The organism is Streptococcus parasanguinis, from assembly GCF_047465465.1.
GTDB classification, from domain to species: Bacteria; Bacillota; Bacilli; order Lactobacillales; family Streptococcaceae; genus Streptococcus; species Streptococcus parasanguinis_AI.
Map to the genome: position 1 here is coordinate 83,615 of NZ_JASGZU010000004.1, position 25,384 is coordinate 108,998.

The 25,384-nt window shown below is 42.6% G+C and carries 23 protein-coding genes and 2 pseudogenes; 2 read left to right on the top strand and 23 right to left on the bottom strand.

Translation table 11 applies throughout. The annotated features are described in order from the left end of the window. Positions 1 to 99: 99 nt before the first annotated feature. From QM351_RS07825 to QM351_RS07885, 13 genes are all read right to left on the bottom strand, one after another. Positions 100 to 2,229, bottom strand: a complete 2,130-nt coding sequence (locus tag QM351_RS07825) for an AAA family ATPase (protein ID WP_070845809.1) — start codon at positions 2,227 to 2,229, stop codon at positions 100 to 102. Positions 2,230 to 2,585: 356 nt separating this feature from the next. Then, entirely contained in the window at positions 2,586 to 2,885 is a 300-nt protein-coding gene (locus tag QM351_RS07830; RefSeq protein ID WP_049523162.1) for a hypothetical protein, read from the bottom strand. Between the two features lie 18 nt (positions 2,886 to 2,903). After that, positions 2,904 to 3,284 (bottom strand): hypothetical protein, encoded by a 381-nt coding sequence (locus tag QM351_RS07835; RefSeq protein ID WP_049474433.1) that lies wholly within the window; start codon positions 3,282 to 3,284, stop codon positions 2,904 to 2,906. Continuing rightward, entirely contained in the window at positions 3,263 to 4,864 is a 1,602-nt protein-coding gene (locus tag QM351_RS07840) for a hypothetical protein (RefSeq protein WP_195529170.1), read from the bottom strand. Before QM351_RS07840 ends, QM351_RS07835 begins: the two co-directional genes overlap by 22 nt. 2 nt (positions 4,865 to 4,866) lie before the next feature. Further along, positions 4,867 to 5,253, bottom strand: a complete 387-nt coding sequence (locus QM351_RS07845; RefSeq protein ID WP_023919537.1) for a DUF1310 family protein — start codon at positions 5,251 to 5,253, stop codon at positions 4,867 to 4,869. A 186-nt stretch (positions 5,254 to 5,439) separates the two neighbouring features. Continuing rightward, the gene (locus QM351_RS07850; protein WP_150905232.1) at positions 5,440 to 5,838 is read right to left on the bottom strand and encodes a DUF1310 family protein; all 399 of its coding nucleotides are present in this window, start codon (positions 5,836 to 5,838) and stop codon (positions 5,440 to 5,442) included. A 108-nt stretch (positions 5,839 to 5,946) separates the two neighbouring features. Continuing rightward, positions 5,947 to 6,711, bottom strand: coding sequence for an amino acid ABC transporter ATP-binding protein (locus QM351_RS07855; protein ID WP_003016067.1), 765 nt, complete (start codon positions 6,709 to 6,711; stop codon positions 5,947 to 5,949). A 19-nt stretch (positions 6,712 to 6,730) separates the two neighbouring features. Beyond that, positions 6,731 to 7,417, bottom strand: coding sequence for an amino acid ABC transporter permease (locus QM351_RS07860; RefSeq protein WP_013904552.1), 687 nt, complete (start codon positions 7,415 to 7,417; stop codon positions 6,731 to 6,733). Between the two features lie 3 nt (positions 7,418 to 7,420). Continuing rightward, positions 7,421 to 8,113, bottom strand: coding sequence for an amino acid ABC transporter permease (locus QM351_RS07865; protein ID WP_003004525.1), 693 nt, complete (start codon positions 8,111 to 8,113; stop codon positions 7,421 to 7,423). Between the two features lie 66 nt (positions 8,114 to 8,179). Beyond that, the gene (locus QM351_RS07870) at positions 8,180 to 9,058 is read right to left on the bottom strand and encodes a transporter substrate-binding domain-containing protein (protein ID WP_003004175.1); all 879 of its coding nucleotides are present in this window, start codon (positions 9,056 to 9,058) and stop codon (positions 8,180 to 8,182) included. Positions 9,059 to 9,085: 27 nt separating this feature from the next. Beyond that, positions 9,086 to 10,087 (bottom strand): uroporphyrinogen decarboxylase family protein, encoded by a 1,002-nt coding sequence (locus QM351_RS07875; RefSeq protein WP_247919804.1) that lies wholly within the window; start codon positions 10,085 to 10,087, stop codon positions 9,086 to 9,088. Between the two features lie 99 nt (positions 10,088 to 10,186). Then, positions 10,187 to 10,387, bottom strand: a complete 201-nt coding sequence (locus QM351_RS07880) for a hypothetical protein (RefSeq protein WP_223141387.1) — start codon at positions 10,385 to 10,387, stop codon at positions 10,187 to 10,189. A gap of 17 nt (positions 10,388 to 10,404) precedes the next feature. Next, positions 10,405 to 11,406 (bottom strand): uroporphyrinogen decarboxylase family protein, encoded by a 1,002-nt coding sequence (locus QM351_RS07885; RefSeq protein ID WP_414327153.1) that lies wholly within the window; start codon positions 11,404 to 11,406, stop codon positions 10,405 to 10,407. Between the two features lie 323 nt (positions 11,407 to 11,729). Here QM351_RS07885 and QM351_RS07890 point away from each other — a divergent pair, with 323 nt between their 5' ends. After that, a complete protein-coding gene (locus tag QM351_RS07890; protein ID WP_350012145.1) occupies positions 11,730 to 12,551 on the top strand; it encodes a Cof-type HAD-IIB family hydrolase in 822 nt (273 codons plus the stop codon). Between the two features lie 63 nt (positions 12,552 to 12,614). Here QM351_RS07890 and QM351_RS07895 read toward each other — a convergent pair. After that, a pseudogene (locus tag QM351_RS07895) lies at positions 12,615 to 13,232 on the bottom strand (SIS domain-containing protein); the annotation flags it as partial. Here QM351_RS07895 and QM351_RS07900 point away from each other — a divergent pair. Further along, positions 13,128 to 13,337 carry a hypothetical protein gene (locus tag QM351_RS07900; RefSeq protein ID WP_350012146.1) on the top strand — a complete coding sequence of 70 codons (210 nt, stop codon included), beginning with the start codon at positions 13,128 to 13,130 and terminating at the stop codon, positions 13,335 to 13,337. The pseudogene QM351_RS07895 and the gene QM351_RS07900 sit on opposite strands and share 105 nt — an antisense overlap. Here QM351_RS07900 and QM351_RS07905 read toward each other — a convergent pair. The 9 genes and pseudogenes from QM351_RS07905 to leuS form a co-directional block, all read right to left on the bottom strand. Continuing rightward, positions 13,334 to 14,092 (bottom strand): annotated as a pseudogene (locus QM351_RS07905) (mannitol-1-phosphate 5-dehydrogenase); the annotation flags it as partial. The gene QM351_RS07900 and the pseudogene QM351_RS07905 sit on opposite strands and share 4 nt — an antisense overlap. A gap of 228 nt (positions 14,093 to 14,320) precedes the next feature. Beyond that, on the bottom strand, positions 14,321 to 16,132 hold the full coding sequence (gene glmS, locus QM351_RS07910) for a glutamine--fructose-6-phosphate transaminase (isomerizing) (protein ID WP_350012147.1): 1,812 nt from the start codon (positions 16,130 to 16,132) through the stop codon (positions 14,321 to 14,323). 372 nt (positions 16,133 to 16,504) lie between these two features. Beyond that, on the bottom strand, positions 16,505 to 17,890 hold the full coding sequence (locus QM351_RS07915; protein WP_414327154.1) for a glycoside hydrolase family 1 protein: 1,386 nt from the start codon (positions 17,888 to 17,890) through the stop codon (positions 16,505 to 16,507). Between the two features lie 134 nt (positions 17,891 to 18,024). Next, on the bottom strand, positions 18,025 to 18,720 hold the full coding sequence (locus QM351_RS07920) for a gamma-glutamyl-gamma-aminobutyrate hydrolase family protein (RefSeq protein ID WP_021154354.1): 696 nt from the start codon (positions 18,718 to 18,720) through the stop codon (positions 18,025 to 18,027). A gap of 179 nt (positions 18,721 to 18,899) precedes the next feature. Beyond that, entirely contained in the window at positions 18,900 to 20,420 is a 1,521-nt protein-coding gene (locus QM351_RS07925; RefSeq protein ID WP_414327155.1) for an ABC transporter permease/substrate-binding protein, read from the bottom strand. Beyond that, complete coding sequence (locus tag QM351_RS07930; protein WP_414327156.1) at positions 20,413 to 21,141, bottom strand: ABC transporter ATP-binding protein; 729 nt, start codon at positions 21,139 to 21,141, stop codon at positions 20,413 to 20,415. Before QM351_RS07930 ends, QM351_RS07925 begins: the two co-directional genes overlap by 8 nt. Continuing rightward, positions 21,134 to 21,988 carry an SDR family oxidoreductase gene (locus tag QM351_RS07935; protein ID WP_414327157.1) on the bottom strand — a complete coding sequence of 285 codons (855 nt, stop codon included), beginning with the start codon at positions 21,986 to 21,988 and terminating at the stop codon, positions 21,134 to 21,136. Before QM351_RS07935 ends, QM351_RS07930 begins: the two co-directional genes overlap by 8 nt. 18 nt (positions 21,989 to 22,006) lie before the next feature. Further along, positions 22,007 to 22,456 (bottom strand): MarR family winged helix-turn-helix transcriptional regulator, encoded by a 450-nt coding sequence (locus tag QM351_RS07940; RefSeq protein WP_414327158.1) that lies wholly within the window; start codon positions 22,454 to 22,456, stop codon positions 22,007 to 22,009. Between the two features lie 311 nt (positions 22,457 to 22,767). Then, positions 22,768 to 25,269: a leucine--tRNA ligase gene (gene leuS / locus QM351_RS07945; RefSeq protein WP_414327159.1), complete on the bottom strand. Its 2,502-nt coding sequence runs from the start codon at positions 25,267 to 25,269 to the stop codon at positions 22,768 to 22,770. Positions 25,270 to 25,384: the final 115 nt, after the last annotated feature.

Consider the following 25,384-nt stretch of genomic DNA (forward strand, 5'->3'; position numbering starts at 1 on the left):
GATTTTGGCCTTATACGGCGAATAATTTCCCCCAGGTGGGAAGAAAAAATAAAGACTGCTATATGATAGCAGCCTCTATTTTTCACAAACTAATTCGCCTTAGTCTGCTTGTTTATCAGTGTTTTCTTCCTTCTTTGTGTCTTTTTCTCTAATCACAAGGACACCATCTTCCATGTCTGCTTCAAGATGTTTAGCATCCAAGTTATCCAAGTGGAAGTCTGTGACTTTGTCACGGATTTGTTGTTCAACTACCCGACGGAGTGGACGAACTCCCATCACTTCATCATAACCTTCTTCAGTCATATATTCTTTGGCTGCATCGCTCACTGCCAAGTCGATTTCTTTCTTAGAAAGGGTCTTATTGACATCTACCAACATCAAATCAACAATCTTAGAAAGGTCTTCCTTGCTCAAGTGTGAGAATTCAATGACAGCGTTGAAACGGTTCAAGAATTCTGGACGGAAGTAAGGTTTCAAACGATCCATGAGTTCTGGTTTATCCGCATCTTCTGTCAAGTTGGCTTCGTAACCAAAGCCAGCGTTTGAAGTGGCGATAATCACAGTGTTCTTGAAGTTTACAGTGTTCCCTTGACCATCAGTCAAACGACCATCATCCAAAACTTGGAGAAGAAGTGTGATCACTTGAGGGTCAGCCTTTTCAATTTCATCGAGAAGGACGATTGAGTAAGGGTTACGGCGAACACGTTCTGTCAAAGTATTGCTATTGTCATCGTAACCAACATAACCAGCAGTTGTACCAATCAATTTAGAAACGGCTGTGCGGTCGCTATATTCTGACATGTCCAAACGGATGATCGCATCTTTGGTTCCGAACATATCAAGAGCCAATTGTTTAGCCAACTCAGTCTTACCAACACCAGTAGGACCTACAAAGAGGAAGCTACCGATTGGGCGGTTACCTTCGTCAAATCCTGCACGGTTCCGACGGATAGCACGTGCCACTGCTTCAACGGCTTTATCTTGACCGATAACCTTGGTTTGCAAACGGTGACCCATATCTTTCAAACGTTCGATATCAGTTGCACCCATTTGTGACACTGGAATACCCGTCATCCGTTCTACAGATTCGGCCACATCGTTGATTGTTGCTGTTACTTTATGGTCTTCCGTATGGTTTTCAATTTTCTTTTCAAGTTCTTCGATACGAACTTTTGCATTAAGAGCTGCTTCGTAATCTTCTTTAGCAGCTGCAGCTTCTTGTTTAGCTTTTTCTTCTTCAATTTCATGTTCCACAGCATGGACATCTGTTACTGGATGTTGGGCTGCCAAGTGAGCAGCTGTCACATCGACCAAGTCAATGGCCTTATCAGGCAAGCTACGTTGTGGAATGTATTGGATCGAATAATCAACCGCTGCTTTCAAAACTTCATCTGGCAAGATGACATTGTGGTGTTTTTCATAAAGATCACGGATCCCTTGGAGAATCTTGAAAGTATCTTCAGCTGATGGAGCATTGACTTTCACTTCGTTGAAACGACGAGCAAGAGCTGCATTCTTCAAGATGGTGTTACGGTATTCATCTTGAGTAGTTGCCCCAATGACTGTCAATTCCCCACGTGAAAGAGCAGGTTTGATGATATCCGCAAGACCTTTAGAGCCTTGACCATCACCTGTGCTACCTGCACCAAGGATTTGATGGATTTCATCAAAGAAGAGAATAACATTTCCCATAGCTTTGACTTCTTGGATCAGATTTTGAATATTTTCTTCAAAGCTACCACGGTATTGCGTACCAGCTTCTAGACCAGAAATATCAATCGAGATGATTTCTTTGTTTTTGATAGCCGCTGGAACATCCCCGTTCACAATAGCTTGTGCCAAACCTTCTACAACTGCTGTTTTACCAACACCGGCATCCCCTACAAGGACAGGGTTGTTCTTGGTACGACGAGACAAGATTTCAGCAGTTTCTTGAATTTCTTTATTACGTCCGATGACCGGATCCAATTTTCCTTCACGAGCTTCTTCGGTCAAGTTACGACCAAGTTTTGCAAGGATCCCATCTTGTTTCATTCCTTTACCTTGATGGTGTTGCACTTGCTCACTTCCTTCATTTGGAAGTTGACCAGTTTGGCGGTAAATAGCGAATTCTTCTGGTGTCACTTCACGACCGTTGATCATGTAGCGACGGCTTTCAGAACGAAAACCACCCATGTTTCCCATTAGTTGATTGAAAAGATCATCCATATTGTTAAAGTTGTTGTTCATATTGTATACCTCTAATTTACATAATTTTAATTCATTCTTGAAAATTAGCAGACCAATTGGCTGCTGTTTGATTGTTTACATAATTTTAATTCATTTATTTAATAATAGCCCTACAGGCTAACAGTTTCTATTTTTCCTTTTATCAATTAGTTGTCTTAATTCTGGAAATAGCATATCACCATCTCCTTTCCACTATTGATCTTGTAAACCAGTAGGCTTTTTCAACCTCTTTTTGTTTACATAAATTATTATAGCGCAGACTGAATTCTTTGTCAACACTTTTTTACATAATTTTTTAAATTTATTAAAAAAATCTGGAGTCACTCCAGATTCCATATTTAAATAGAAGTTCTTGGCTAGATAGATTTAAATTTACCAGCTTTTTCTTGAATAACCGTCTGTACATTTTTAGCAAATTGACCCACCATGGATTGATCCAGTTGCTTTCCAACGACCTGGACGTCTTCTTCGGCTACTGTTGTAATCGCAGTCAAGCCATCATTGTAACGTTTCTCAACTCCTGCCTTGCAGGTCAATAAAACGGGCGCATAGACAACCCGGATTAAATCTTTTTCAAGTTTCTTTCGGCTTTCGATGATCCTCATCTTATCTTTCATATCTAAATCAAAGAAATCTTTGACTGGACTATCACCCATACTTCCTCCTCTTCTATACTATGAAACTTTATCTTGTGCAAACTCCTCTTCCAGTTGGCGTCTATCTTTCCGGTAGGATTGCCATAAATTCTCTTCCTCGATTTCGATCTGTTTTAAGGCTACTTGTGCAGCTTCTCTAGCTTCGAGATCATACTCTTCGATACAGCGATGGAGGGACTCCCATCCACAACTGACATCAACCTCCTGCTTTTGTAAAAAGGAAGCTGCCATCGCATATTCTTCTTCCAGCATCTGGGTGAAGAGCTGCTGTTTTCTTTCCACTAGGCAACGCTTTTCATCTAGCTCCAAGCGCGCTTTTTGGAACTCTCTTTCCAAGTGATCTAGTTTCTTTTCCTTTTTTGAAAGAGTAGATGAAATTAATAAGCTAGTTGTTCCCACTGGTTCATTTCTCCGGCTATTTCTTGATCTTTTGCTTTTAAGAGCTCAATTCCTGCATTCACTTGCTCGTTTAAAGCATGAAATTCATTCGATAAGGACTGATATGCAGCCAAACGGTTGTCGAATCTTTCTCTTACTTCAGTGACAACTGTTTGCCTTGTTGCACCAGCCTGTGCATAGGCCTCTTCTACTTCGGAAAGATTGAGAATGAAGCCTTTCGGAACGGTCTGTAATACTTTCTCCAAAGCTTCTAAATCTGTATCCAGTTGTGCCTTAGATTTCTGAGCTTGCTCCAGCCCTTCATCCACTACTCGAATCAGCTCATCAGAAGCCAAGCGCGCCTGCAAAGCATCCAAATAGATCCGTTCACTTGAGCTCAGTCCACCACCTGTTTTTTGCAATTTATCCTTTAAGCGATAGTAAACCTTCATCCGCTCTTCAATGATTTCCTTGCGAGTGATGGCTTCCGTTCCCTTTTCAAGAACCAAATTCCCATCCTTATCATAGATATAACCATGCATCATGTGCTGCAGGCCAGTATTTTTCAAATTCTTAGTTTTGAGGTGCTTGACAATCCCACTGGATTCCTTGCTTCCAGAATCCTGATAGCCCAAGCTAACCAAATCTTTATGGTCAATGTGGTTATAGATTTTGTACTTCAGCGAATCTATGCGCGCTTTTTGCTCGGGTGTTAAGATGGAATAGGCATTAGGGCCATTGTATAGATGGACGGTCCCAATATGAGAAGCTTCCTCTTCCGTCAAACAGGCAAGCGCATACTGAATATTCATAGACCCCAGAGAGTGACCGTATAGATCGATCTTGGCATTAGGGTATTTTCGGATCACCTCTTTCAAATGAGCTGCAGCATCTTTAAACTGCGGAGGCGGGAAATTACCGTTTTCATCATTGTATTTTTTTAAAAAAGCAGCTCCCATTAAAGCAGGAAATTTAACCTGTTCTTCGGCTGTTCTTTCTGCAAAAAAGCCGACCGCATCTGATGCTTTTTCCTGTATGAAATTGCTGACAGGATTGTCCATCGCTTTTTGTATGAACCTACCTAAGGGAGTGGCCTCCGGTGGAAGATTAACAGATGTAGGAATAATTGCATCTTCAAAAGCTTCTACAGCATTGTTAAAACCATCTTTAGCCTTATCTCGCGCATAATTCTTCGCATATTCTGTTGCATACTCGCTTGCACCACCAGGGTTCAAAATATTGGAAGCTGCTGGCAAATCTGTCTTTACCCAATCCGTATATGTATCATGGAGTAATTTTTGTGTACTTATTTCAGTTTCAGATCCCTTCATCAAGACAGTCACGTCATGGATTTGGGCACGCGCTTCATCAGAAGCAGTATAGGGGACTGCATTTTGTTGCGCGCCTTGGCCATTATTAGTAAGAACGAAGACCTGCTCCTCATTGTCATTTACGTTATCATAAATATGGGCAACATTACCAATGTATTCGTCTTTCTTCGTCCCAATTTTAAACTTTCCATTTATTTTGACATCTTTTTCGTATTCAAGTAGAGCAGCTTTAACATTTTGTTGATCATTGAAATTTAAATTATTAGCCATTATCACTCCTTATCTAATAAATCACTTAACTCCTCTGTTTCCCCAAAATAGGTCTCTTCATATTTCCCTGTTGTAGCGTCCTCTTGTATAGTTGTGCTTAAAACTAATTTTTCATCATTATTTATAACTATTTTTACTAATAGCCCTCCCATCGGATTATAATCTAAATCATCTTTAGAGATTTTATATGATTTTATTTTTCCTTCTGGAGTAAGAGCTTTAGGATCTAATTTTTTCAACATATTTTCAATCGCCACTTTCATCTTCTTACTCTCTGCAATTTGAATCATTTCTTGTTTTTTGGCAGATTGTCCATTAAAAAAGCTACAGCCTCCTAAGCTCAAGCTAAATACTACCATTATCAACACAATTAATTTACTTTTTTTCATTTCTTCCCATTTCTTTCTCTAGTTTTCTTAAAATTTATTATACAAAATTCCATCAACGTCTGAAATGTTACTTTTGTTAAAAAATGTTGCTAAATCATTACAAGCACTAGCTATTGATGTAACATACCAACTTTGATTCAGAAATGTTTCTATTTTCCTATATTAGGGGTATTTACCTGAATGAGTTTATTTCCCAGTCTTTTCTGCTTCACTTAACAGATCACTTAATTTTGCTGAAATACCGTAACTACCTGCTTCGAACTGTCCTGAATCTTCCATTTGAACAGTCGTATCGATCGTTAACTTTTTATCGCCATTGATAACGAGAGAGACATTCATGCCTCCCATTGGATTGTATTCCAATTCACCTTTTATCAGGGTATAGGAGTGAATGACTCCTTCTGAAGTGAAAGCTTTAGGATCGATACTGATTAACAAGTGTTTTATCGCTCGCTCCATTTTCGTGCTTTCTGCAATCTGAATCATTTCCCTTCTCTCAGCAGCTTTATCCGTAAAAAGACTGCAACCTCCTAGAAACAAAGTTAATAAGAATAGTAGTACAAATCGTTGTTTTTTATCAGTCATATGTTCCCTCTCACTTATATTATTCGTAATGATTTTTAAAAAATGAGCCAATTTTTAAAAATTTTTTCCAGAACCTAAAAAACACACCCTTACTAGGTGTGTCTCCTGTTATATCATATATTCGACGCTATAAGTAGCATCAGATAAAATCCGTGAAAGGAATTGTTTGGTTCGCTCTTCCTTTGGACTGTTGAAGAATTCATGGGGTTCGTTTTCTTCGATGATGTGCCCGCCATCCATAAAGATAACGTGGTTGGCTACATCACGCGCGAAGCCCATCTCATGGGTTACGACAACCATGGTCACTCCTTCTTGTGCCAATTGCTTCATGACATCTAAGACGTCACCGACCAACTCTGGGTCTAACGCTGAAGTCGGCTCGTCCAGCAAGATCACGTCTGGTTTCACTGCGATGGCACGCGCGATTCCGATCCGTTGCTGCTGGCCACCTGACAATTGAGAAGGATAGTAATCCTTATAAGCAAGAAGACCAACTTTTTCAAGGGCTGATTCTGCCCGTTGGATGGCTTCTTCTTTTGGAATCTTACGAGCTACAACCAGTCCTTCTAAGATATTTTCAAGCGCTGTTTTGTTGGCAAAGAGATTGTAATGCTGGAAGACAAAGGCTGTCTTTTGGCGGATTTCTAGAATCTCTTTTTTGCTGAGTTTTGAGAGGTCATACTCTTTTCCACCTAAGGTTAGGTGGCCTGTATCTGCCTTTTCCAAGTGGTTGAGGCAGCGAAGGAAGGTTGTTTTTCCTGATCCAGATGGCCCCAAAATAACGACGACATCCCCTTGGTTGACCTTGAGATTAACATCTACCAGGACCTGGTGGTCCTTAAATTTTTTCGATACGTGTTCTACTTCTAACATCTTCTTATTTCTCCTTCTTCTATGCGAGTGTCAGGCGTTTTTCTAAGCGATTGAATCCCCACTGAATCACCCCACAAATGACAATATAAAGAATAAAAATCACTAGATAGGATTCAAAATATTGATAGCCATAAGAGGCTTCTACCTTGGCAATGGCGGTGATATCCTTGATCGTCATGACAAAGACAAGGGAGGTTCCTTTGACCAAGTTGATAACCAAGTTACACAAATTGGGAAGGGCTGAACGCAAGGCTTGTGGAAAAACAATGCGGATATAGGCTTGGCGATTAGTCAAACCAATGGCTTGCGCTGCTTCTAGCTGGCCCTTATCCACAGTCAGAATGGCTGACCGTAGAATTTCAGCAAGACTCCCCGTTGTCATCAAGCTAAAGATGATAAAGGCATAGTAAATGGGATTGATCTCAAAGACATTAAAGTGACTACCAATACTCTTAAAAAAGCTATTTAAGAGACTGGGAAAGAGACTATAAAAGAAGAGAATCAAGAGAATCGGAGGTGTCGCGCGGATAAAAGCTAAGTAAATCACTGAGAAACTGCGAACACCTTTGACCTTATAAATCTGACCGAGTGCCAAAAAGAGGGCTGGAAAGAAACTCAAAAGAATTGATACGACCATGATCAGAAGGGTCACTGGAACACCACCCAAGGTGGCTAGAAATGCTTTACTAATAAAATTGAAATCCATAAGCTACCTTTCTGTTACACTGAGTCGTTTCTCAAGGAGTTGAGCGGAGAAGGAGATCACAAGGGCAATTCCCCAGTAGATCACTGCGACAGCTGTATATGTTTCGAGGGAATAATTCCCAAGATTGCGGCTGATCAAGTTGTTGCCTGCTCCCATGATATCGATAAAGCCAATGGTATAAGCCAAAGCGGCATCGCGCATGAGGTTCAAGATGGCAGTTGTCATATTTGGAAGAGCCACGCGAAAGGCTTGAGGAAGGACAATCCGCCAAATGGTTTGAGCCGGCGTCAAGCCAATACTCAAGCCCGCTTCCATCTGACCTTTTGGAATGGCCAAATAGGCTGCCTTGAAGACCTCAGAGATCATCGCAGCAAAGAGAAGAAACATGGCAACAAGGACAAAGACAAACTTGGACCAGTGGTCAATGTCAATGCCCAACCACCAGTTCAAAAATTGGGGCAGTCCATAAAAGACCAAAAAGAGCAAGACAATCGGAGGGGTACAACGCAAGGTAAAGACATAACCTTTTGCCAGACCTGCTCCTACCTTATCTTCTGATACTTGTGCCCAGGTCAAAACCAAGCCAAATGCAGAACCGAGAACCGTCGTTAAAACCATCAAAGCTAGGGTCGCTGGTAGAGCTTGGACCAAGGTTGGAAGAAATGACCAAACCTTGGAAATGTCGTATGAGACCATGTTTCTTTTCCTTTCTGTATCCGTATAGAAATAAGGAAGCTGGGGCTATGCGCACCCAGTTCCATCTTATTTCTCTTTATCTACATAACTGAAGACATCTTCACCGAAATATTTTTTCGACAATTTAGCAAGTGTCCCATCTTTTTCCAATTCTTTGATAGCCTTGCTGTATGCTTCCGCAAATTTTTCGTTTTTCTTATCCTTATGGATCAATGGGTAAGTTGGAATTCCTTTGTAGGCAAACCAGCTAAGTTTGTCCGCATATTGGTGGTAAGAACCATCTTTATCTGTGACAGCTTTTTCAAAGGAAAGTTTGATGTCAAAGAAGGCATCGTAACGTCCTTCAAGAACCCAAGCATAAGCATCTGCGACTTTGAAAGATTCCGCAGCTGTTAATTCGATTTGTTGGTCCTTATGCTTTTCATTGTATTCTTTAATAACATTCCATTGTGCATTTTGTGGTGAAATTGGAACCAATTTTCCTTTTTCTTTAGCGAAGTCATCGATGTTCTTGTATTTATTCGCATCTTCTTTCCGGACGGTAAATCCGATGATACTTGCACCGATTGGTTCTTTTGGAATGATAAATTTCTTGGCACGTTCTTCGGTATACCAAGCTCCTTTGGTTCCGATATCGTATTTACCAGATTCTAGACCGATCAAGAGATCGTCATCACTTGTTCCAGTGTACTCAAACTTGTAGTCTGGTAGTTTTTCGTCAATGGCTTTGAGAACGGCTACTTCATAGCCATCTGATTCTCCTTTTTCATCAACGAAATCATACGGTACATAGTTTTGAGTGTGGGCTACTTTCAAGGTTGTTACCTTGTTAGATCCTGTTGAGCCTTTGCTGTCGTTTGCATGGTTCAAGCTCCGTCCAAGAATGGTTGCACCTGCAATGGCAAGAACTGCCACCCCACCGATAATCCATGTTTTTTTACTCATACTTTGTTCTCCCTTTTTCTATTTTCCTTATTCTGCTGCAGCTTCACGAACCCATTCGATTCGTTCTTCATCAATGTCACTTGGAATCGTACAATCGGCACCAATGACCAAGCCTGTGGTTCCTGTTTCTGCGATGATGCGTTTGGTTTCTGCTTGGATCGCAACCTTGTCTCCTGTGTAGAGAAGACCATTTTTGCCATTTTCAAAACCACCAAGAACCGTGCGTCCACCGAAGATTTCGCGTCCTTCTGCTAGGCTGATGCCTTCTGGTCCGACTGCCCAGTTAATGACTTGGGCTGGATAGTCTGTGAAGAGATGGATATCATTGCGAGCTCCTTCGTAGCCACAGATATGAAGTATATTTACGCCACCGGCTTCATTGGCTGCCTCTAAGACATGGAGTTCACTCGGTGCAATAATGTTTTTATAAACTTCTTGTGTAACCCGCGCATCTTGGATACTTTGAACACTGAGGTAGATCCCGTCTGCTCCTGCTTCTTTGATGATTCGTTGGCTCAAACTTGCAATATCTTGGCCAATGGTATCCAATACTTTTTTAAGAGTTGCTGCATCTTGATCGATAAAGTTGGCGATCAAGTCATCTCCTCCTGAAACTTCTCCGACCAACCATTTGAAGTAGGTCACCGGAGCAAAGATATTGTAGATAGCCACAATGTCTTCTTCAAAACCGGCACGGATTTTTTTAACGAGCTCTACTTGCTCTGTGATCCATGGATGATCTGCTCCGAGTGGTTCAATCCCTGCTAAGTCAGAGATATTTTCAAGGCCTTTGTGAATGGCTGGATTTGGATAAGCAAAGTAACCATCACTCATGAGTTTGACAAAGTCTGGTTTGACCTTGTGAAGGAAGTTTTTATGGCCATTCAGGTTTTTTTCAATAATTTCCGGATTAGAAAATCCTTTCAACCATTCTTCTTCTGTTGTAAAATGATGCCAAAATCCAACTGGCACACGGTCAACTGCTTCTCCTTTGAAAGCTTTTAAGACTAATTCTCTTTTTGATGACATGTTCTTACCTCGTTCTATTCTTTTCTTGTTTGTTATCTTATCACTTCGATAATTGTTTGACTAATATATATTTTTTATCAAGCTCTTCATCTTTTTTTATCACTGATCTTCGAGAAGAAGAATTCCTGCTAGGTCAGATGGCCGGATGAGGGAGAAACTATGAGCTGGAATCTTCTCCAGTCTTGCCATATCTGGATCTTTTTTTGCTTTCCCCTGACTGCTTGCTAGAGTAGCTTTACTAAGCCCGAGAAGCAAAAACAAAACGGTTACCACGATACACCATACATTGATCTTTTTCATCTCCCTCTCCTTTCTTCTTACAATACAGCTGCTTGACGCACCCAATCTAAGCGTTCTAATTGGAAATCATCTGGCACGGTACAGTCTGCTCCAAGGATCAAACCACGACTTCCGGCTTCTGCCACCAAGCGACGCGTTTCTTGCTCAATAGCTTCTCGTTCCCCTTGGTAGAGCAAACCTTTCTTGCCATTGACAAAGCCACCCAAAACGGCACGATCACCGAAAAGCTTGCGACCTGCGGCTAAGCTAAGGCCTTCATGATGGGTCGCCCAGTTAATGACTTGAGCTGGATAATCCTTGAAGAGTTCCACTTCATTGCTGGCCCCTTCAAAACCACAGATATGAAGGATATTGATGCCCCCAGCTTCATTGGCTGCTTCTAGGACAGCGATGTTGCTCGGTTCAATGAACTTGCGGTATTCTTCATCTGTCACACGCTCATCTTGGATCTGTTGGGTTGAGAAGTAAATCCCTTCAATACCTGCTTCTTGGATCAAGCGGCGACTTAAAGTAGCGATGTCTCCTGCAATCACGTCAAGGACATGAGCTAATGTTTCTGGATCTTCCTTGATAAAGTCTGCAATCACTTGGTCTCCACGGGATTGATCCGTACGGAACCAGCGTTTCAAATAAGAAATAGGCGAGAAGATATTGTAGAAAGAAGCAATCTCCTCATGGAAACGAGAACGAATCTCCTTGACCACTTCAATTTGTTTTTCAATCCAAGGATGATGCTCTCCAATCGGTTGAATATCCTTCAATTCTCGGATCGATTGGATCTCTCTAGAATAAAGAGCACTCGGATAGCGGAAGAAGCCATCACTCATGATCTTGACAAAATCAGGTGAAATTTCTTCAACATAGTGTTGGTGTCCTTTAATACTTTTTGCTACTACAGCCGAATTGTCTAGACCCAATTCTTTTTCTTCTTGGGTCACATAATGGAGCCAAAATCCTACAGGGATTCGCTCAACTTTTTCACCTCGAATGGCACGAAGCACCAACTCTTTTTTACTCATACAGTGAAACCTCCTCAATATCTTCTCCAAAAGGAAGACTGACTGACCGCTTCCTTTCTGAAATTTGTAACCATGATATCACCTCAAAAAGTAGCTGACTAATATATTTTCCCTATCAAGGCCTTAAAATTTCTTTATTGAGGCAGGTATCAAAAAAAGCGCAAGTCCTTGAAAATAAAGCCTTGCGCGCATTCTTATCTATTATTTTATTTTTGAAGAAAGGGACCTACTTTGAAAATTACTTGACCCCGTTATAAGAATCAACTATACCTCTCCTTTTCATTCTCCTAAAATATGGTATACTAAAGAAAAAGGAGGTGCCTATGTCTTCCATTCGTTTAATTGTCAGTGATATTGACGGAACCATTCTGGACCAGCATCATCAGGTCGATCCCGCCCTTATCAAACTCATTCCCCAGCTCCAAGAAAAAAAGATTCCTTTTATCTTGGCATCGGCTCGCTCTCCTATCGGGATTGCTCCTATCGCAAGAAGTTTGGGCGTCCATCAGGAACCTATCGCTTGCTACAATGGGGCTCTCATCGTCAAGGGAGAAGAGATTTTATTTGAACACAGTCTGGACAAAGATGAGATCTGCACCTTCCTCCATCGTGTGGACGAACTAGATCCCAGCATTTCAATTAATTGTTATAGCGGGGCAGTCTGGTTCAACTCCAGAGAGGACCAGTGGACCCAAGTTGAGGCTGCTATTACGGGTGAAACTCCCCAGATACAACCACTTTCTCAGACCCTCTCTGATGATACTCTCCATCTACATAAATTGCTCTTGATTGGAGAGACTCAGAATATTCAAGAACTCTATCAGAAGCTGGATCCGCAAGAATTTCCACAGACTGCTTTTTACCTTTCAAAGGAAAACTACCTAGAAGTCACTGCCAAAGCCGTCTCAAAAAGAGATGCTGTCCTTGAACTGGCTACTTACTACCAAGTCCCCTTAGAACAGGTCATGACCATCGGAGACCACTTCAACGACCTCCCCATGATTCGTCTGGCTGGACTTGGAGTTGCCATGGGAAATGCTCCTGAAGCTGTCCGGAAGGAAGCTCAAGTTGTCACTACCAGCAACCAAGAACACGGTGTAGCGCAAGCTATCCAAGAGTATGTCTTACCACCATCAAACAAATGAGAGTGGGACAGAAATCGGTAATTCGTTAGAATTCGATTTCGTCGTCCCACTCTCTTTTCATTGTTATTCTACTGTTACGGATTTAGCAAGGTTCCGTGGTTTATCCACGTCGAGGCCACGGTGAAGGGTTGCAAAGTAAGCAATCAATTGGGTTGGTACCACCATTGAGATTGGTGAGAGGTAAGGGTGGACCGTTGTAAGTACGATGTCGTCTGTATCTTTAGCAACATTTTCTTCTGCGATGGTGAGGACCTTAGCGCCACGCGCTGCCACTTCTTGGATATTTCCGCGAGTGTGGTTGGCAAGAACTGGGTCTGATAAGAGGGCCAAAACAGGTGTTCCATCTTCAATCAAGGCAAGGGTCCCGTGCTTGAGCTCTCCAGCCGCAAAACCTTCACATTGGATGTAAGAAATCTCTTTGAGCTTGAGACTGGCTTCCATGGCTACATAGTAATCTTGACCACGTCCGATGTAAAAGGCGTTGCGTGTTGTTTCAAGAAGGTCACGAACCTTAGCGTCAATCAATTCTTTCTCTGAAAGAGTTGATTCGATAGACTGAGCCACGATAGACAACTCATGAACCAAGTCAAAGGCTTGAGCTTTTTCGTTGCCATTTGCTTCACCAACCGCTTTTGCAAGGAAGGCAAGGGCTGCGATTTGGGCTGTATAGGCCTTGGTTGCTCAGAACAGTGTTTTGAGGTTGTGGATAGAACTGACGAAGTCAGTAACCATACTTACAGCAAGGTGAAGCTGACGTGGTTTGAAGAGATTTTCGAAAAAGATTAAATATACTCTACAATTTGATCAATCAATTCTTGGTCGTCTAAACCTGTAACTTGTATAACGACATCTTTGACTGATTGTTTAGCCAGCAATTCACCTAATCGAACACTTTCTTCATCATTTACATCGCGATAGTCAAAGGCATAGCCAACTGTTTTAAGTAGGTTTTCATATGACAAACCGAGTTCTTTCAATTCACGTATTGGCCTTATGAACCGTTCATTATAACCTAATTTTCGGATTGGAGTACGAGCTACTCGACTAACCTCATCCACTATAAAAGGATTTTCAAAGCGTTCTATAATGACTTTGTGGTAATTCTCCAATTCTTTTTTATCAAAGTTCCATTTGGTAATCAAGAGACTCCGAATTTCAGCTAAAACGGATTCAATCTGAGACTTGATATCAGGATTCTGAAGAGCTTCCAAAATTGTCTTGGCACCATAATGTGCACCAATGTAAGCTGAAGTTGCATGTCCAGAATTGACTGAAAAAAGTTTTCGCTCAATAAAAGGTTCTAAATCTTCTTCATAATGCACATCTTCTAGACGTAAATCTGGATTTTTAAGACGCTTGGTTTCAACAACCCATTCATTAAAGGGCTCAACCACAACAAAAAGAGGATCTTCGTGACTTTGTGCTGGAACAATCCTGTCTACTGCAGCATTTGGAAAACCTATGTAGTTCTCAGCAAATGTCAAACCTTCCGGACTTAAATGTTTCTTGACTTCTTGATAGAGAAATTGAGAACCACCAATTTCTTTAAATCTAGTATATACAAAAATGAAAACGTTTAAAACTAAAGCTTTGTCACAGATTTTGTGCCAAAAAATCAACTTTTGTCACAAAATTCTTTTTTTATACCATATTACAAAACAAAATGTACCGAAAACCGCATCAAAAATTCAAATTATGAGTTATAAAAAATAGGCTGTAAAATCTAAGAGATAACCCTCCCAGTCTTACGCCTATTGTTCATCTATTTATTATTCAACTGTAACAGCCTTAGCCAAATTACGTGGTTTATCTACATCCAGTCCACGGTGAAGTGAAGCATAGTAAGCAATCAATTGAGTAGGAATAACCATAGAAATACTAGATAGATATGGATGAACTTTATTAATAATAATGTCATCACCTTCTTTTTCTATTCCTTCTTCCACAATAGTTAGAGCATTAGCTCCACGAGCTACTACTTCAGAAATATTACCACGAGTATGAGAAGCGACGGTTGGATTGTCAGAAATTAAGGCAATTACAGGTGTACCATCCTCAATTAAAGATATAGTTCCATGTTTAAGTTCCCCAGCTGCAAAACCTTCACACTGAATATAAGAAATTTCCTTAAGTTTTAGGCTAGCCTCCATAACTACATAGTAGTCCTGACCACGTCCAATGTAGAAAGCATTACGAGTTGTTTCTAAGAGTCCTCTAACCTTTTCTTCAATCAATTCTTTCTCTGAAAGTGTAGACTCAATAGACTGAGCTACAATTGAAAGTTCACGCACTAAATCAAACTTTTTAGCTTTTTCATTACCATTAGCTTCACCAACTGCCTTAGCAAGAAATGCTAATGTCGCCACTTGTCCTGTATAAGCCTTAGTTGAAGCTACAGCAATTTCTGGACCAGCATGCAATAACATAGTATAAGTTGCTTCACGAGATAGTGTAGAGCCTGAAACATTAGTTACAGTTAAACTTGGAATTCCCATTTCATTAGCTTTTACTAAAACTTGACGACTATCAGCAGTTTCACCTGACTGACTAAGCAAAATAAACATTGGTTTTTTGCTCAGTAGTGGCATAGCATAACCCCATTCAGATGCAATACCCAATTCCACAGGCGTATCAGTTAATTCTTCTAGCATCGTTTTAGAAGCATAACCCGCATTATAAGAAGTTCCAGCTGCAATGATATAAATTCGATCTGCCTCCTGAACTGCTTTAACAATCTCAGGATCCACAACCATCTGTTGATTCTCATCAGAGTATGTGTTGATTAGCTTACGCATCACAGTTGGCTGTTCATCGATTTCTTTGAGCATATAGTATGGATAAGTCCCCTTACCGATATCGGACAGATCTAGCTCAGCAGTATAGCTTTCACGCTCCAGAGTATGCCCGTCATAATCCTGCACTTCCACACTGTCTTTACGGACAATAACCAGCTCTTGGTCATGAATTTCCATAAACTGACTTGTCTCGCGAATCATGGCCATAGCATCTGAGCAGACCATATTGTAGCCTTCACCAAGACCAATCAAAAGTGGTGATTTGTTCTTAGCCACATAGATGACATCTGAATTTTCAGAGTCGATCAAAGCGAAGGCATAAGAACCACGGATGATGTGAAGAGCTTTTTTAAAGGCTTCAAGTACTGACATGCCGTCTTCTTCAACAAATTTTCCGATCAAGTGGGCTGCGATTTCTGTATCTGTTTGCCCCTTGAAATGGTGACCGGCTAGGTATTCTTCCTTGATTTCAAGGTAGTTTTCAATCACCCCATTGTGGACCAAAACAAAGCGACCTGTTTCAGAGCGGTGTGGGTGGGCATTGTCCTCAGTTGGTTTTCCATGAGTGGCCCAACGGGTATGTCCAATCCCAGCTGTCCCCTCAACGTCAGCAGTTTTAGCAGACAATTCTGCAATACGACCAACAGCCTTCACCAAATGGTTTTCAGCACCACCTAGGACAAAAATTCCCGCAGAATCATAGCCTCGGTATTCGAGTTTTTCAAGTCCTTGAATCAAAATATCAGTAGCATTTGTATTTCCTACAACACCAACGATTCCGCACATAGTTTTTACGATATAGCCTTGCTATACTTTCCCCTTTACTTAGTCAAATGACCTATGGTCGATTTCTCAGTTACTTTAAAATTGGTCTAGTCTAATTTGACCAAAAAGCAACCAGCGGAGTCAGTATACAATACTTCTTCGAGTTTGTCAACTAGGAAATTCAAGAAAATTGGTCTAGTTAAGTTAGGGTTAAGATTAGAGACAAAGTCATCTAGAAAATTTCCACTGTAAGAAAAATACCTGAAACATAATCGTTTCAGACATTCGGAATAATTAAGAGTCAAACCGTTTGGGGAACTATTTGACTCCAAGCTTTAAAACGACAATGCGAGGGGGCTCAATACGAGTTGAAGATGGGCTACGGATCTCGATTTAGTCTTTAAATCCATTGGCTTGGCTTAATTCTTTAAACCAATGGCCGGATTTTTTGAGGGTTCGTTTTTGGCTTTCGAGATCCAACTCAACCAAGCCATAGCGGTTCTTGTAGCCATTGAGCCATGACCAGCAGTCAATAAAGGTCCAGATCAAATAGCCTTTACAGTTGGCACCATCTTGAATAGCCCAGTGGAGCTCACGAAGATGGTCTTTGACAAAGTCAATCCGGTAGTCGTCCTGGATCACTCCGTCCTTGCGGAATTTTTCCTCTCCTTCAACCCCCATCCCGTTTTCTGTCAGAATCCACTCGATATTGCCATAGTTTTCCTTGATATTTTGGGCAATGTCATACAAGCCTTGCTCATAGATTTCCCAACCTCGGTGGGGATTGATCTTGCGGCCTGGCATAACATAGGGTTCATAAAATTGTTCAAAGAGTAAGGGAGAAGCTGGATTTGGAGCGTAACGAGGAGCTGCCACACGGAGTGGTTGGTAATAGTTAACCCCTAGGTAATCCACCGTTTTTTCCTCAATCAAACGCAATTCAAAGGGATCATAATCCGGCAAGAGATCACGCTCCCGTAGGATCTCGACTAATTCTTCAGGATAATGACCAAGAACAGATGGATCTAGGAAGGATTTGGCTTGAAAGAGCTCGGCAATGCGCGCAGCTTTGACATCTTCTGGATGCTGGCTCCGAGGATAGGCTGGTGTCAAATTGAGCACAATCCCGATACGATAGTTAGGATCCACCTCGTGACAGGCCTTTACCGCTAGACTGCTAGCTAACTGGGTGTGGTAGGCTACCTTAACAGCTGCTGCTGCGTCTACCTTATGAGGAAAATGGGCATCATAAAAATAACCAAACTCCACAGGGACAATGGGTTCATTAAAGGTGATCCACTGATCAACCAGATCCCCATAGGTCTTGAAACAAAAACGCGCATATTCTTGGTAAGCATAGGCCGTTTCTTTATTTTCCCAACCATCCCCTTGCTCTTGAAGAGCCATCGGTAAATCAAAATGATAGAGGTTGACCAAGAGGTGAATCCCTTTTTCTTTGATCTTTTCAAAGACACGGCGGTAGAAATCAACACCTGCTTGATTGATCTCCCCTCGTCCTTCTGGGAAAATACGTGACCACTGGATAGAGGTTCGAAAGGCCGTGTGGCCGGTTTCTAACAAGAGGTCCAGATCTTCTTCCCAGTGTTCATAAAAAGTCGATGTTTTCTCTGGTCCTTGCCCTTGATAAAAGCGGTTGGACTCGACCCTATACCAGTAATCCCAGAGATTGTCTCCCTTTCCATCCTGGGCTAGACGTCCTTCTGTTTGAGGCCCCGAGGTCGAACTCCCCCATAAAAAATCCTTTGGAAATTGATACATGTCCTAATCCTCCTCATTCTACTAGCTCTATTGTAGCGCATCCTCCTTCAAAACCTAGGCACAATTTACAGTCTTTCTTACGCAGATTAAAGAAAAAGCCCCTTAGGAAAAATTCCTAAGGGAGCTGGTCCTCTTTATAATTGAGTCACGACATATTCAAAGAGCTTGCGATCTGCTGGGCTCTTGTCAAAACGTAGTTCTGGATGCCACTGAACTCCGAGGAAACGGCTCTCATCTGTGGATTGAACGGCTTCTATGATGTCATCTTTAGGATCCCGCGCGATTACTTCTAAGCCATCTGCCAAGTCTTTAATACTTTGATGATGGAAAGAATTGATGCGACTGGTCTTACCATAGATCTCTTGCAGGACCGTCTGATCCTTGGTCACCAACTCTTGACTGGTGTACTGACCTGGATTGTCCTGCCAGTGGTGTTCAATATCTTGATACAGAGTTCCCCCTAGAGCGACATTATAGAGCTGGGTCCCACGGCAGACGGTAAAGATAGCTTTTTTAGCCGCACGCGCTTCTTCAATCAAAGCCAACTCAAAGAGATCGCGTTTCAAGAGGTAGTCATCACTGTCGATGGTGATTTCTTCTCCGTAAAACTTGGGCAAGACATTTTGTCCACCGGTGATGATGAGCTTATCAATCATCGATATGTAGTCTTTGGCCAAGGCCGCATCTCCAATCGGCAAGATCAAGGGAATCCCTCCTGCCTCTTTGACCGCTTCGACAAAACCAGTCGCCGCATAGCTCATGTTCGCGTCTGGATCATCTGGGAAGGGTCTTTCATTTCCTGTAATTCCAATCACTGGTCTTATTTTCATGCTTATTTCCATATTCTTTCATTCATTTTCAAGGCTTATTGTAACACAATTTCAAGCCAGACTCAATGGAGATTTTTTTGAAGAGAAGGTCTCTCCCTCTAACCCAAAAGCTTGCTGAAAGGATATGAAATTGCTTTCTATTAAAAAATTCTCAAGTGCAAAGACTTGAGAATGGTTTGTTAATTTTTTATCAACCCTTCTTTTACCAAAAAGTCACGCGCTACTTTAGCAGCAGGCTTGCCTTCTACTCCGACTTGGTAGTTCATCTGACTCATTTGGTCTGCTGTGATTTTACCTGCCAACTTATTGAGAACAGCTTCTAATTCGGGATGTTTCTTAAGAAGAGCTTCTTTCATGAGGGGCGCCCCTTGATAAGGTGGGAAGAGTTGTTTGTCATCTTCGAGGACCACCAGGTCATAGCGAGCCAGCTCGGCATCCGTTGAGTAAGCATCTGTGATCTGGATATCACCGGACTGGATCGCCTGGTAGCGAAGGGCTGGCTCCATGGTGGATACTTGTAGGTGGAGTCCGTAAACCTTCTGCAAGCCCTTGTTCCCATCCTCTCGGTCATTAAACTCCAAGGTAAATCCTGCCTTGAGTTGTCCTTCCACCTTTTTCAAATCTGAAATGGTCTTGAGGCCATACTCTTGGGCAATTTTCTTAGGGACTGCAACAGCATAGGTATTCTGATAAGCCATAGGTTTGAGCAAGGCTAGGTTGTCTTGTATCTTGATCCCATCTCGAGCCGCTTGATAGACTGCTTCTGGATCATGGTCGACTTGCGGTGCTGGCTTGAGGAGACTTTCGGTCACGGTCCCTGTAAACTCTGGATAGATAGCGATATCCCCTTTTTTCAGAGCTTCATAGAGGAAGGTGGTCTTGCCAAAATTTGGTTTGACGGTCACTGTCATGTCCGTATTTTCCTCGATCAAGATCTTATACATATTGGCTAGAATTTCCGGTTCAGGACCTAGCTTCCCAGCGATGACCAGGTTTTCTTTTTCCGGTTTGGGAAGAAGACTTGGTGTATAGCTAGCTCCCAATCCGATAACCATTACCGCAAAAGCCGCAAAGATGGTCCGCAATTTGGCCTTTTCCATCCATTTGAGAAGAAGGTTAAAGGCGATGGCTAAGAAGGCAGAAGACAGGGCACCGATCAAAATCAGACTGGAATTATTGCGATCAATCCCCAGAAGGATAAAGGAACCGAGTCCCCCAGCTCCAATCAAGGCAGCTAGGGTAGCTGTCCCGATAATCATCACAGCTGCTGTCCGAATCCCAGACATGATAACGGGCATGGCCAAGGGAATCTCAAACTTCTTGAGTCGCTCCCACTTGGTCATCCCAAAGGCGATTCCCGCTTCTTCAAGACTTGGGTCAATCCCCTGCAAACCGGTGATGGTATTTTGAAGGATGGGGAAAATGGCATAGATGACGAGAGCTGTCAAGGCCGGAAGTGTTCCAATTCCCATGATGGGAATGAAGAGCCCCAAAAGGGCCATGGAAGGAATGGTCTGGAAGATCCCAGCTAGCTGTAAAACCCAGTTGCTGGCTCTCTTGCGTGTACTTAAATAAATAGCTAATGGAACAGCTAGAAAAATAGCAAGGATCAGGGTCAGTAATGACAGTTGCAAGTGTTGGCCAAGGGCTGTGAGCCAGACTCCAAAACGCTCTTGAAAGGATGTAACTAGTTTAGACATGGTGAGCACCTCCAAACAAATCTGCCACAAAGTCGTTGGCCGGTTGGGCTAGAATGGTCTCAGAATCCGCCACCTGCACAATCTCTCCTTCTTGTAGCACCGCAATCCGATCGCCTAATTTCAAGGCTTCGTCTGTGTCGTGTGTAACAAAGATAGTGGTCATGCCGAACTCCTTGTGCAAGTCTTTGGTAAGAGCCTGCAACTGCTTGCGAGAAATAGCATCCAAGGCTGAAAAGGGCTCGTCCATCAGTAAGATTTTTGGCTCTGCAATGATGGCCCGCACAATGCCAATTCGTTGTTGCTCCCCACCAGACAGCTCATGGGGTTTGCGATCGGCGTAATCAGAAGCTGGAAGGCCTACTTTTTCTAAAAGTTCGACTGTTTTGGAAGCCACTCGCTCCTTGCCCCAGCCCTTCATCTCAGGAATGAGAGCGATATTTTCCGCAACTGTCAAATTAGGAAATAGGGCAATGGCTTGAAGCACATAACCAGTAGAAAGACGTAACTCTCGTTCATCATAGTCCTTGATGCGTTTTCCGTCCATATAGATATTGCCATCAGTCGGCTCCAAGAGACGGTTAATCATCTTGATCATGGTAGTCTTTCCAGATCCTGAAGGACCCACTAGCACCATGAATTCTCCATTTTCAATGCGGAGATTGACATCTTTTAAAATGTCCTTATCCGTGTAGCGCAAGGCTACATTTCTATATTCAATCATGTTCTTCCTCGATAAGTTTTCTGTCTCTAAGAGTATCCAATAGGCTACTTGCCGGATGCCCTAGAACTTTTTCGATATCTGTTGAAACCCCAGCTTGTTCCCCAGCTTTAATTGCTATATAGGTGCTGACCCAGGCGTCGTACTCCCAAGTTTGTGCTGGCCATTTTTTCCGTGACTCATAAGCTTCTTCTACTGTTTCATCCACATACGCGATGGCGTCACCGGTCTCTTTTGAGAGAAGCGCTACGATTTCTTCCATGGAAAGATCCTCTGGCCCTGTCAGATTCAAGGTTTGATTTTCCCACTCCTTAGGATTTAAAAGAATTTCTGCTGCAACCCTAGATGTGTCCTTACGGGCAACAGCTGACACAAGACCACTGCCTGCCGGACCACGAATTTCTCCATTTTCAAGTGCCATATCAATCAGGAAGTCCAAGTAAAAATTATCTCTCAAAAAAGTGTAGGTGAACCCTAACTCCTTGATATAGGCTTCCGTTTGGGCATGATCTCGAGACAAGGTAAAAGTTGCCTTCTCATCTGCCCCATAAAAGGAGGTATAAACGATATGCTCTACCCCCGCTAGCTTTGCAGCATCTAAAAAGTCCTTGTGTTCCTTGACACGCTCTGGATTTTCCCGAGCAGAAACCATCAACAAGATATCAATACCCTTCAAGGCCTCAACCACCTCTGGTGTATTGGCATACACTATTTTACGAATTTCTGCTGACTCATAGATCTTTGCACGCTCTGGGCTTCGTGCTAGATGGACTGAAGCGATTCCTTTCTGATCGACAAGATTAGCCACATAAGAACCTAATTTCCCTGTTACCCCTGTAATACCAATCATAACTGTTACTTCCTTTCCTTAGATGTCATTCTCTTTAGCTTTTAGATTTGAGATAATGCGCTCTTGATAGGCCTCAAATTCTCGGATTTCTTGATCCGAAAATCCTTGATAGAAAATCTCCCCCAGTTCCTTACTAACACGATCCCCAATTTCTTTTTGCGCCCAACCGAGGTCTGTCAAAGAGATATATTTTTTCCTTTTATCCTGCGTGCAAGGTTGAATCGTGACCAAACCTTGTTCTTCCAATTTCTTAACCATGCTGGTCAATGTATTATTGGCTAGACCCGTCGTAAGAGCGATATCAGTTGCGGTAGCGCACCCTAATTCTTGCTTCCACAGAATTGTTAAAATTTTCCCCTGTTCACTTCGGTATTGGACATCTGGTTCCTTACTCAGCAGTTTTTGAAAGATACGCCCATTTAACAAGCGTATCTGTAAAGCTTGGTAGCCCCCTTGCATCTTGTCCATTTTGTCTCCTTTTTATTTCTATATCGAAATATCAAAGTCATTGTACCACTGCCTGTTACATCTGTCAACTATTTCGATATAGAAATAACATTTTCCTTGGAAGAAGAGAAACATTTAAACTCCTTGTAAAACAACACTGAGTTTTACATATGTTCACTGTAATGCAGAATGAAATTTGTTAAAAAGCTTCGGTAGGTTTCTTCCTACCGAAGCTTTTTTGATATCACGCATCCAACCAACAACTATTTTCAAACCGACTCTTTGCCTTTTCACAAAAATCCTCCAGAGCTGAACTCTGAAGGATTCATTTTTTATTTCACAACAATATTAACAAGCTTATTAGGGACACTAATCACCTTCACGATTTCTTTGCCATCAATCTCTGCTTTGACTTTTTCGCCAGCCAGAGCGACTTCTTGCAATTCTTCGCGTGACAGGTCTTTTGCGACCATGAGTTTAGCACGGACTTTTCCTTTGATTTGAACGACAATTTCAATTTCATCTTCAATCAATTTGCTTTCGTCCCATGTTGGCCAAGCCACATAAGAGATAGACTCACCGGTTGCTGCGACTGTTTGCCAGAGTTCTTCTGCCAAGTGAGGCGCAAATGGGGCGATCAATTGGATAAAGCCTTTGGCATAATCCACATAGAGTTTGTCTTCCTTATTCGCTGCATTGACAAAGACCATGAGTTGGGCAATGGCTGTGTTGAATTTCATCGACTCGATTTGCTCAGTGACAGCCTTAACAGTTTCGTTATAGACCTTGTCAAGAGCACCATTGTTATCCGCAACAATTTCTTTACTTGTAATCAAACGGTAAACACGGTCAAGGAATTTACGGCTTCCTTCCAGACCTTCTTCAGACCAAGCGATAGAAGCATCGAGTGGTCCCATGAACATTTCATAGACACGAAGGGTATCGGCACCGTATTGTTCCACCACATCGTCTGGATTCACCACGTTCTTGAGGGATTTAGACATCTTGGCTGGCGCCTGCTCCAACTCTTCTCCTGTTTCCACATGGCAGAAGCAACCGTCACGTTTTTCAACCTTGTCAGTCGCCACAAGAGCTCCACGGTGGTCACGGTAGCTAGTTCCCAAGATCATTCCTTGGTTAAAGAGTTTTTGGAAGGGCTCTTTAGTAGGTACAACACCAAGATCATAGAGGAATTTGTGCCAGAAACGAGCGTAAAGCAAATGGAGTACGGCGTGTTCTGCACCACCCACGTAGATATCGACTGGCAACCATTGTTTGAGAAGGTCCTCGTCAGCCAATTTCTCAGTGTTGTGTGGATCGATATAGCGGAGGTAGTACCAGCTTGAACCGGCCCATTGTGGCATCGTATTAGTTTCACGACGACCTTTGACGCCATCTTCGCGGGTCACTTCCAGCCAGTCTGTCAAGTTGGCCAATGGGCTTTCCCCAGTACCTGAAGGGCGGATGTCCTTGGTCACTGGCAAGACAAGTGGAAGTTCACTTTCTGGAACAGCTGTCGAAGTTCCATCTTCCCAATGAATGATTGGGATTGGTTCACCCCAGTAACGTTGACGGCTAAAGAGCCAGTCGCGGAGACGGTAGGTCACCTTTTCTTGACCAAAGCCTTTTTCTTCTAGCCAAGACACGATTTTAGCAATCGCTTCTTCTTTGTTGAGACCGTTCAAGAAGTCAGAGTTGACGTGAAGACCATCTTCTGTGTAAGCAGCTTCTGCTACGTTTCCACCTTCCAAGACTTCTACGATTGGAAGGTCAAACTGTTTAGCAAATTCCCAGTCACGCTCATCGTGAGCAGGTACGGCCATAACAGCACCTGTACCGTAGCTAGCAAGAACATAGTCGGCAATCCAGATTGGAATTTCTTTACCATTGACAGGGTTAATCGCATAAGCACCAGTCCAAACCCCTGTTTTTTCCTTGGCAAGGTCTGTACGAGCCAAGTCTGATTTAAGGCTAGCTTGGTGTTTGTAGTCCGCTACAGCCTCAGCTTGTTCAGGTGTTGTGATGGCATCTACTAGTTCATGTTCAGGAGCCAAAACAGTGAAGGTCGCACCAAAGAGGGTATCCGGACGAGTCGTAAAGACTGTGAATTCCTTGTCAGTCCCTTTTACTTTAAAAGTGACATTGGCACCAGTTGATTTCCCAATCCAGTTGCGTTGCATGTCCTTGATAGACTCTGGCCAGTCAAGGTCATCCAAGTCGTTGAGCAAACGTTCCGCATAGGCCGTGATTTTAAGCATCCATTGGCGCATTGGTTTGCGGACAACTGGATAGCCCCCACGCTCAGAGGTTCCGTCTGGAAGAACTTCTTCGTTGGCGATAGCTGTTCCTAGTTCCTCAACCCAGTTTACTGGCACTTCCGCTTCATAAGCTAAGCCTTTTTCGTAAAGCTTGGTGAAAATCCATTGCGTCCACTTGTAGTAGTTCGGATCTGTCGTATTGACTTCACGATCCCAGTCGTAAGAGAAGCCAAGCGCATTGATTTGGCGTTTGAAGTTGGCAATGTTTTCTGCTGTGAATTCCGCTGGGTCATTCCCTGTATCCATAGCATATTGCTCTGCAGGCAAACCAAAAGCATCCCATCCCATTGGGTGAAGGACATTGTAGCCTTGCGCACGTTTGAAACGGCTAAGGATATCAGTCGCTGTGTAGCCTTCTGGGTGTCCTACGTGAAGACCCGCTCCAGATGGGTAAGGGAACATGTCCAATGCATAAAACTTAGGTTTTGAAGCATCTGTTCCTGTCTTAAAGGTGTGATGGTCAGCCCAGTATTTTTGCCACTTAGGCTCGATTTCTTTATGATTGTAAAAACTCATAGCGTCTCTCCAATTTTCGTGATGCTCCTATTATACCATTTTTAGGCGATTTTTAAAGGTTCAGACAAAGAAAAAGACAGGTCCCATACGGGACCTGTCCATCCTGTTTTCGCTA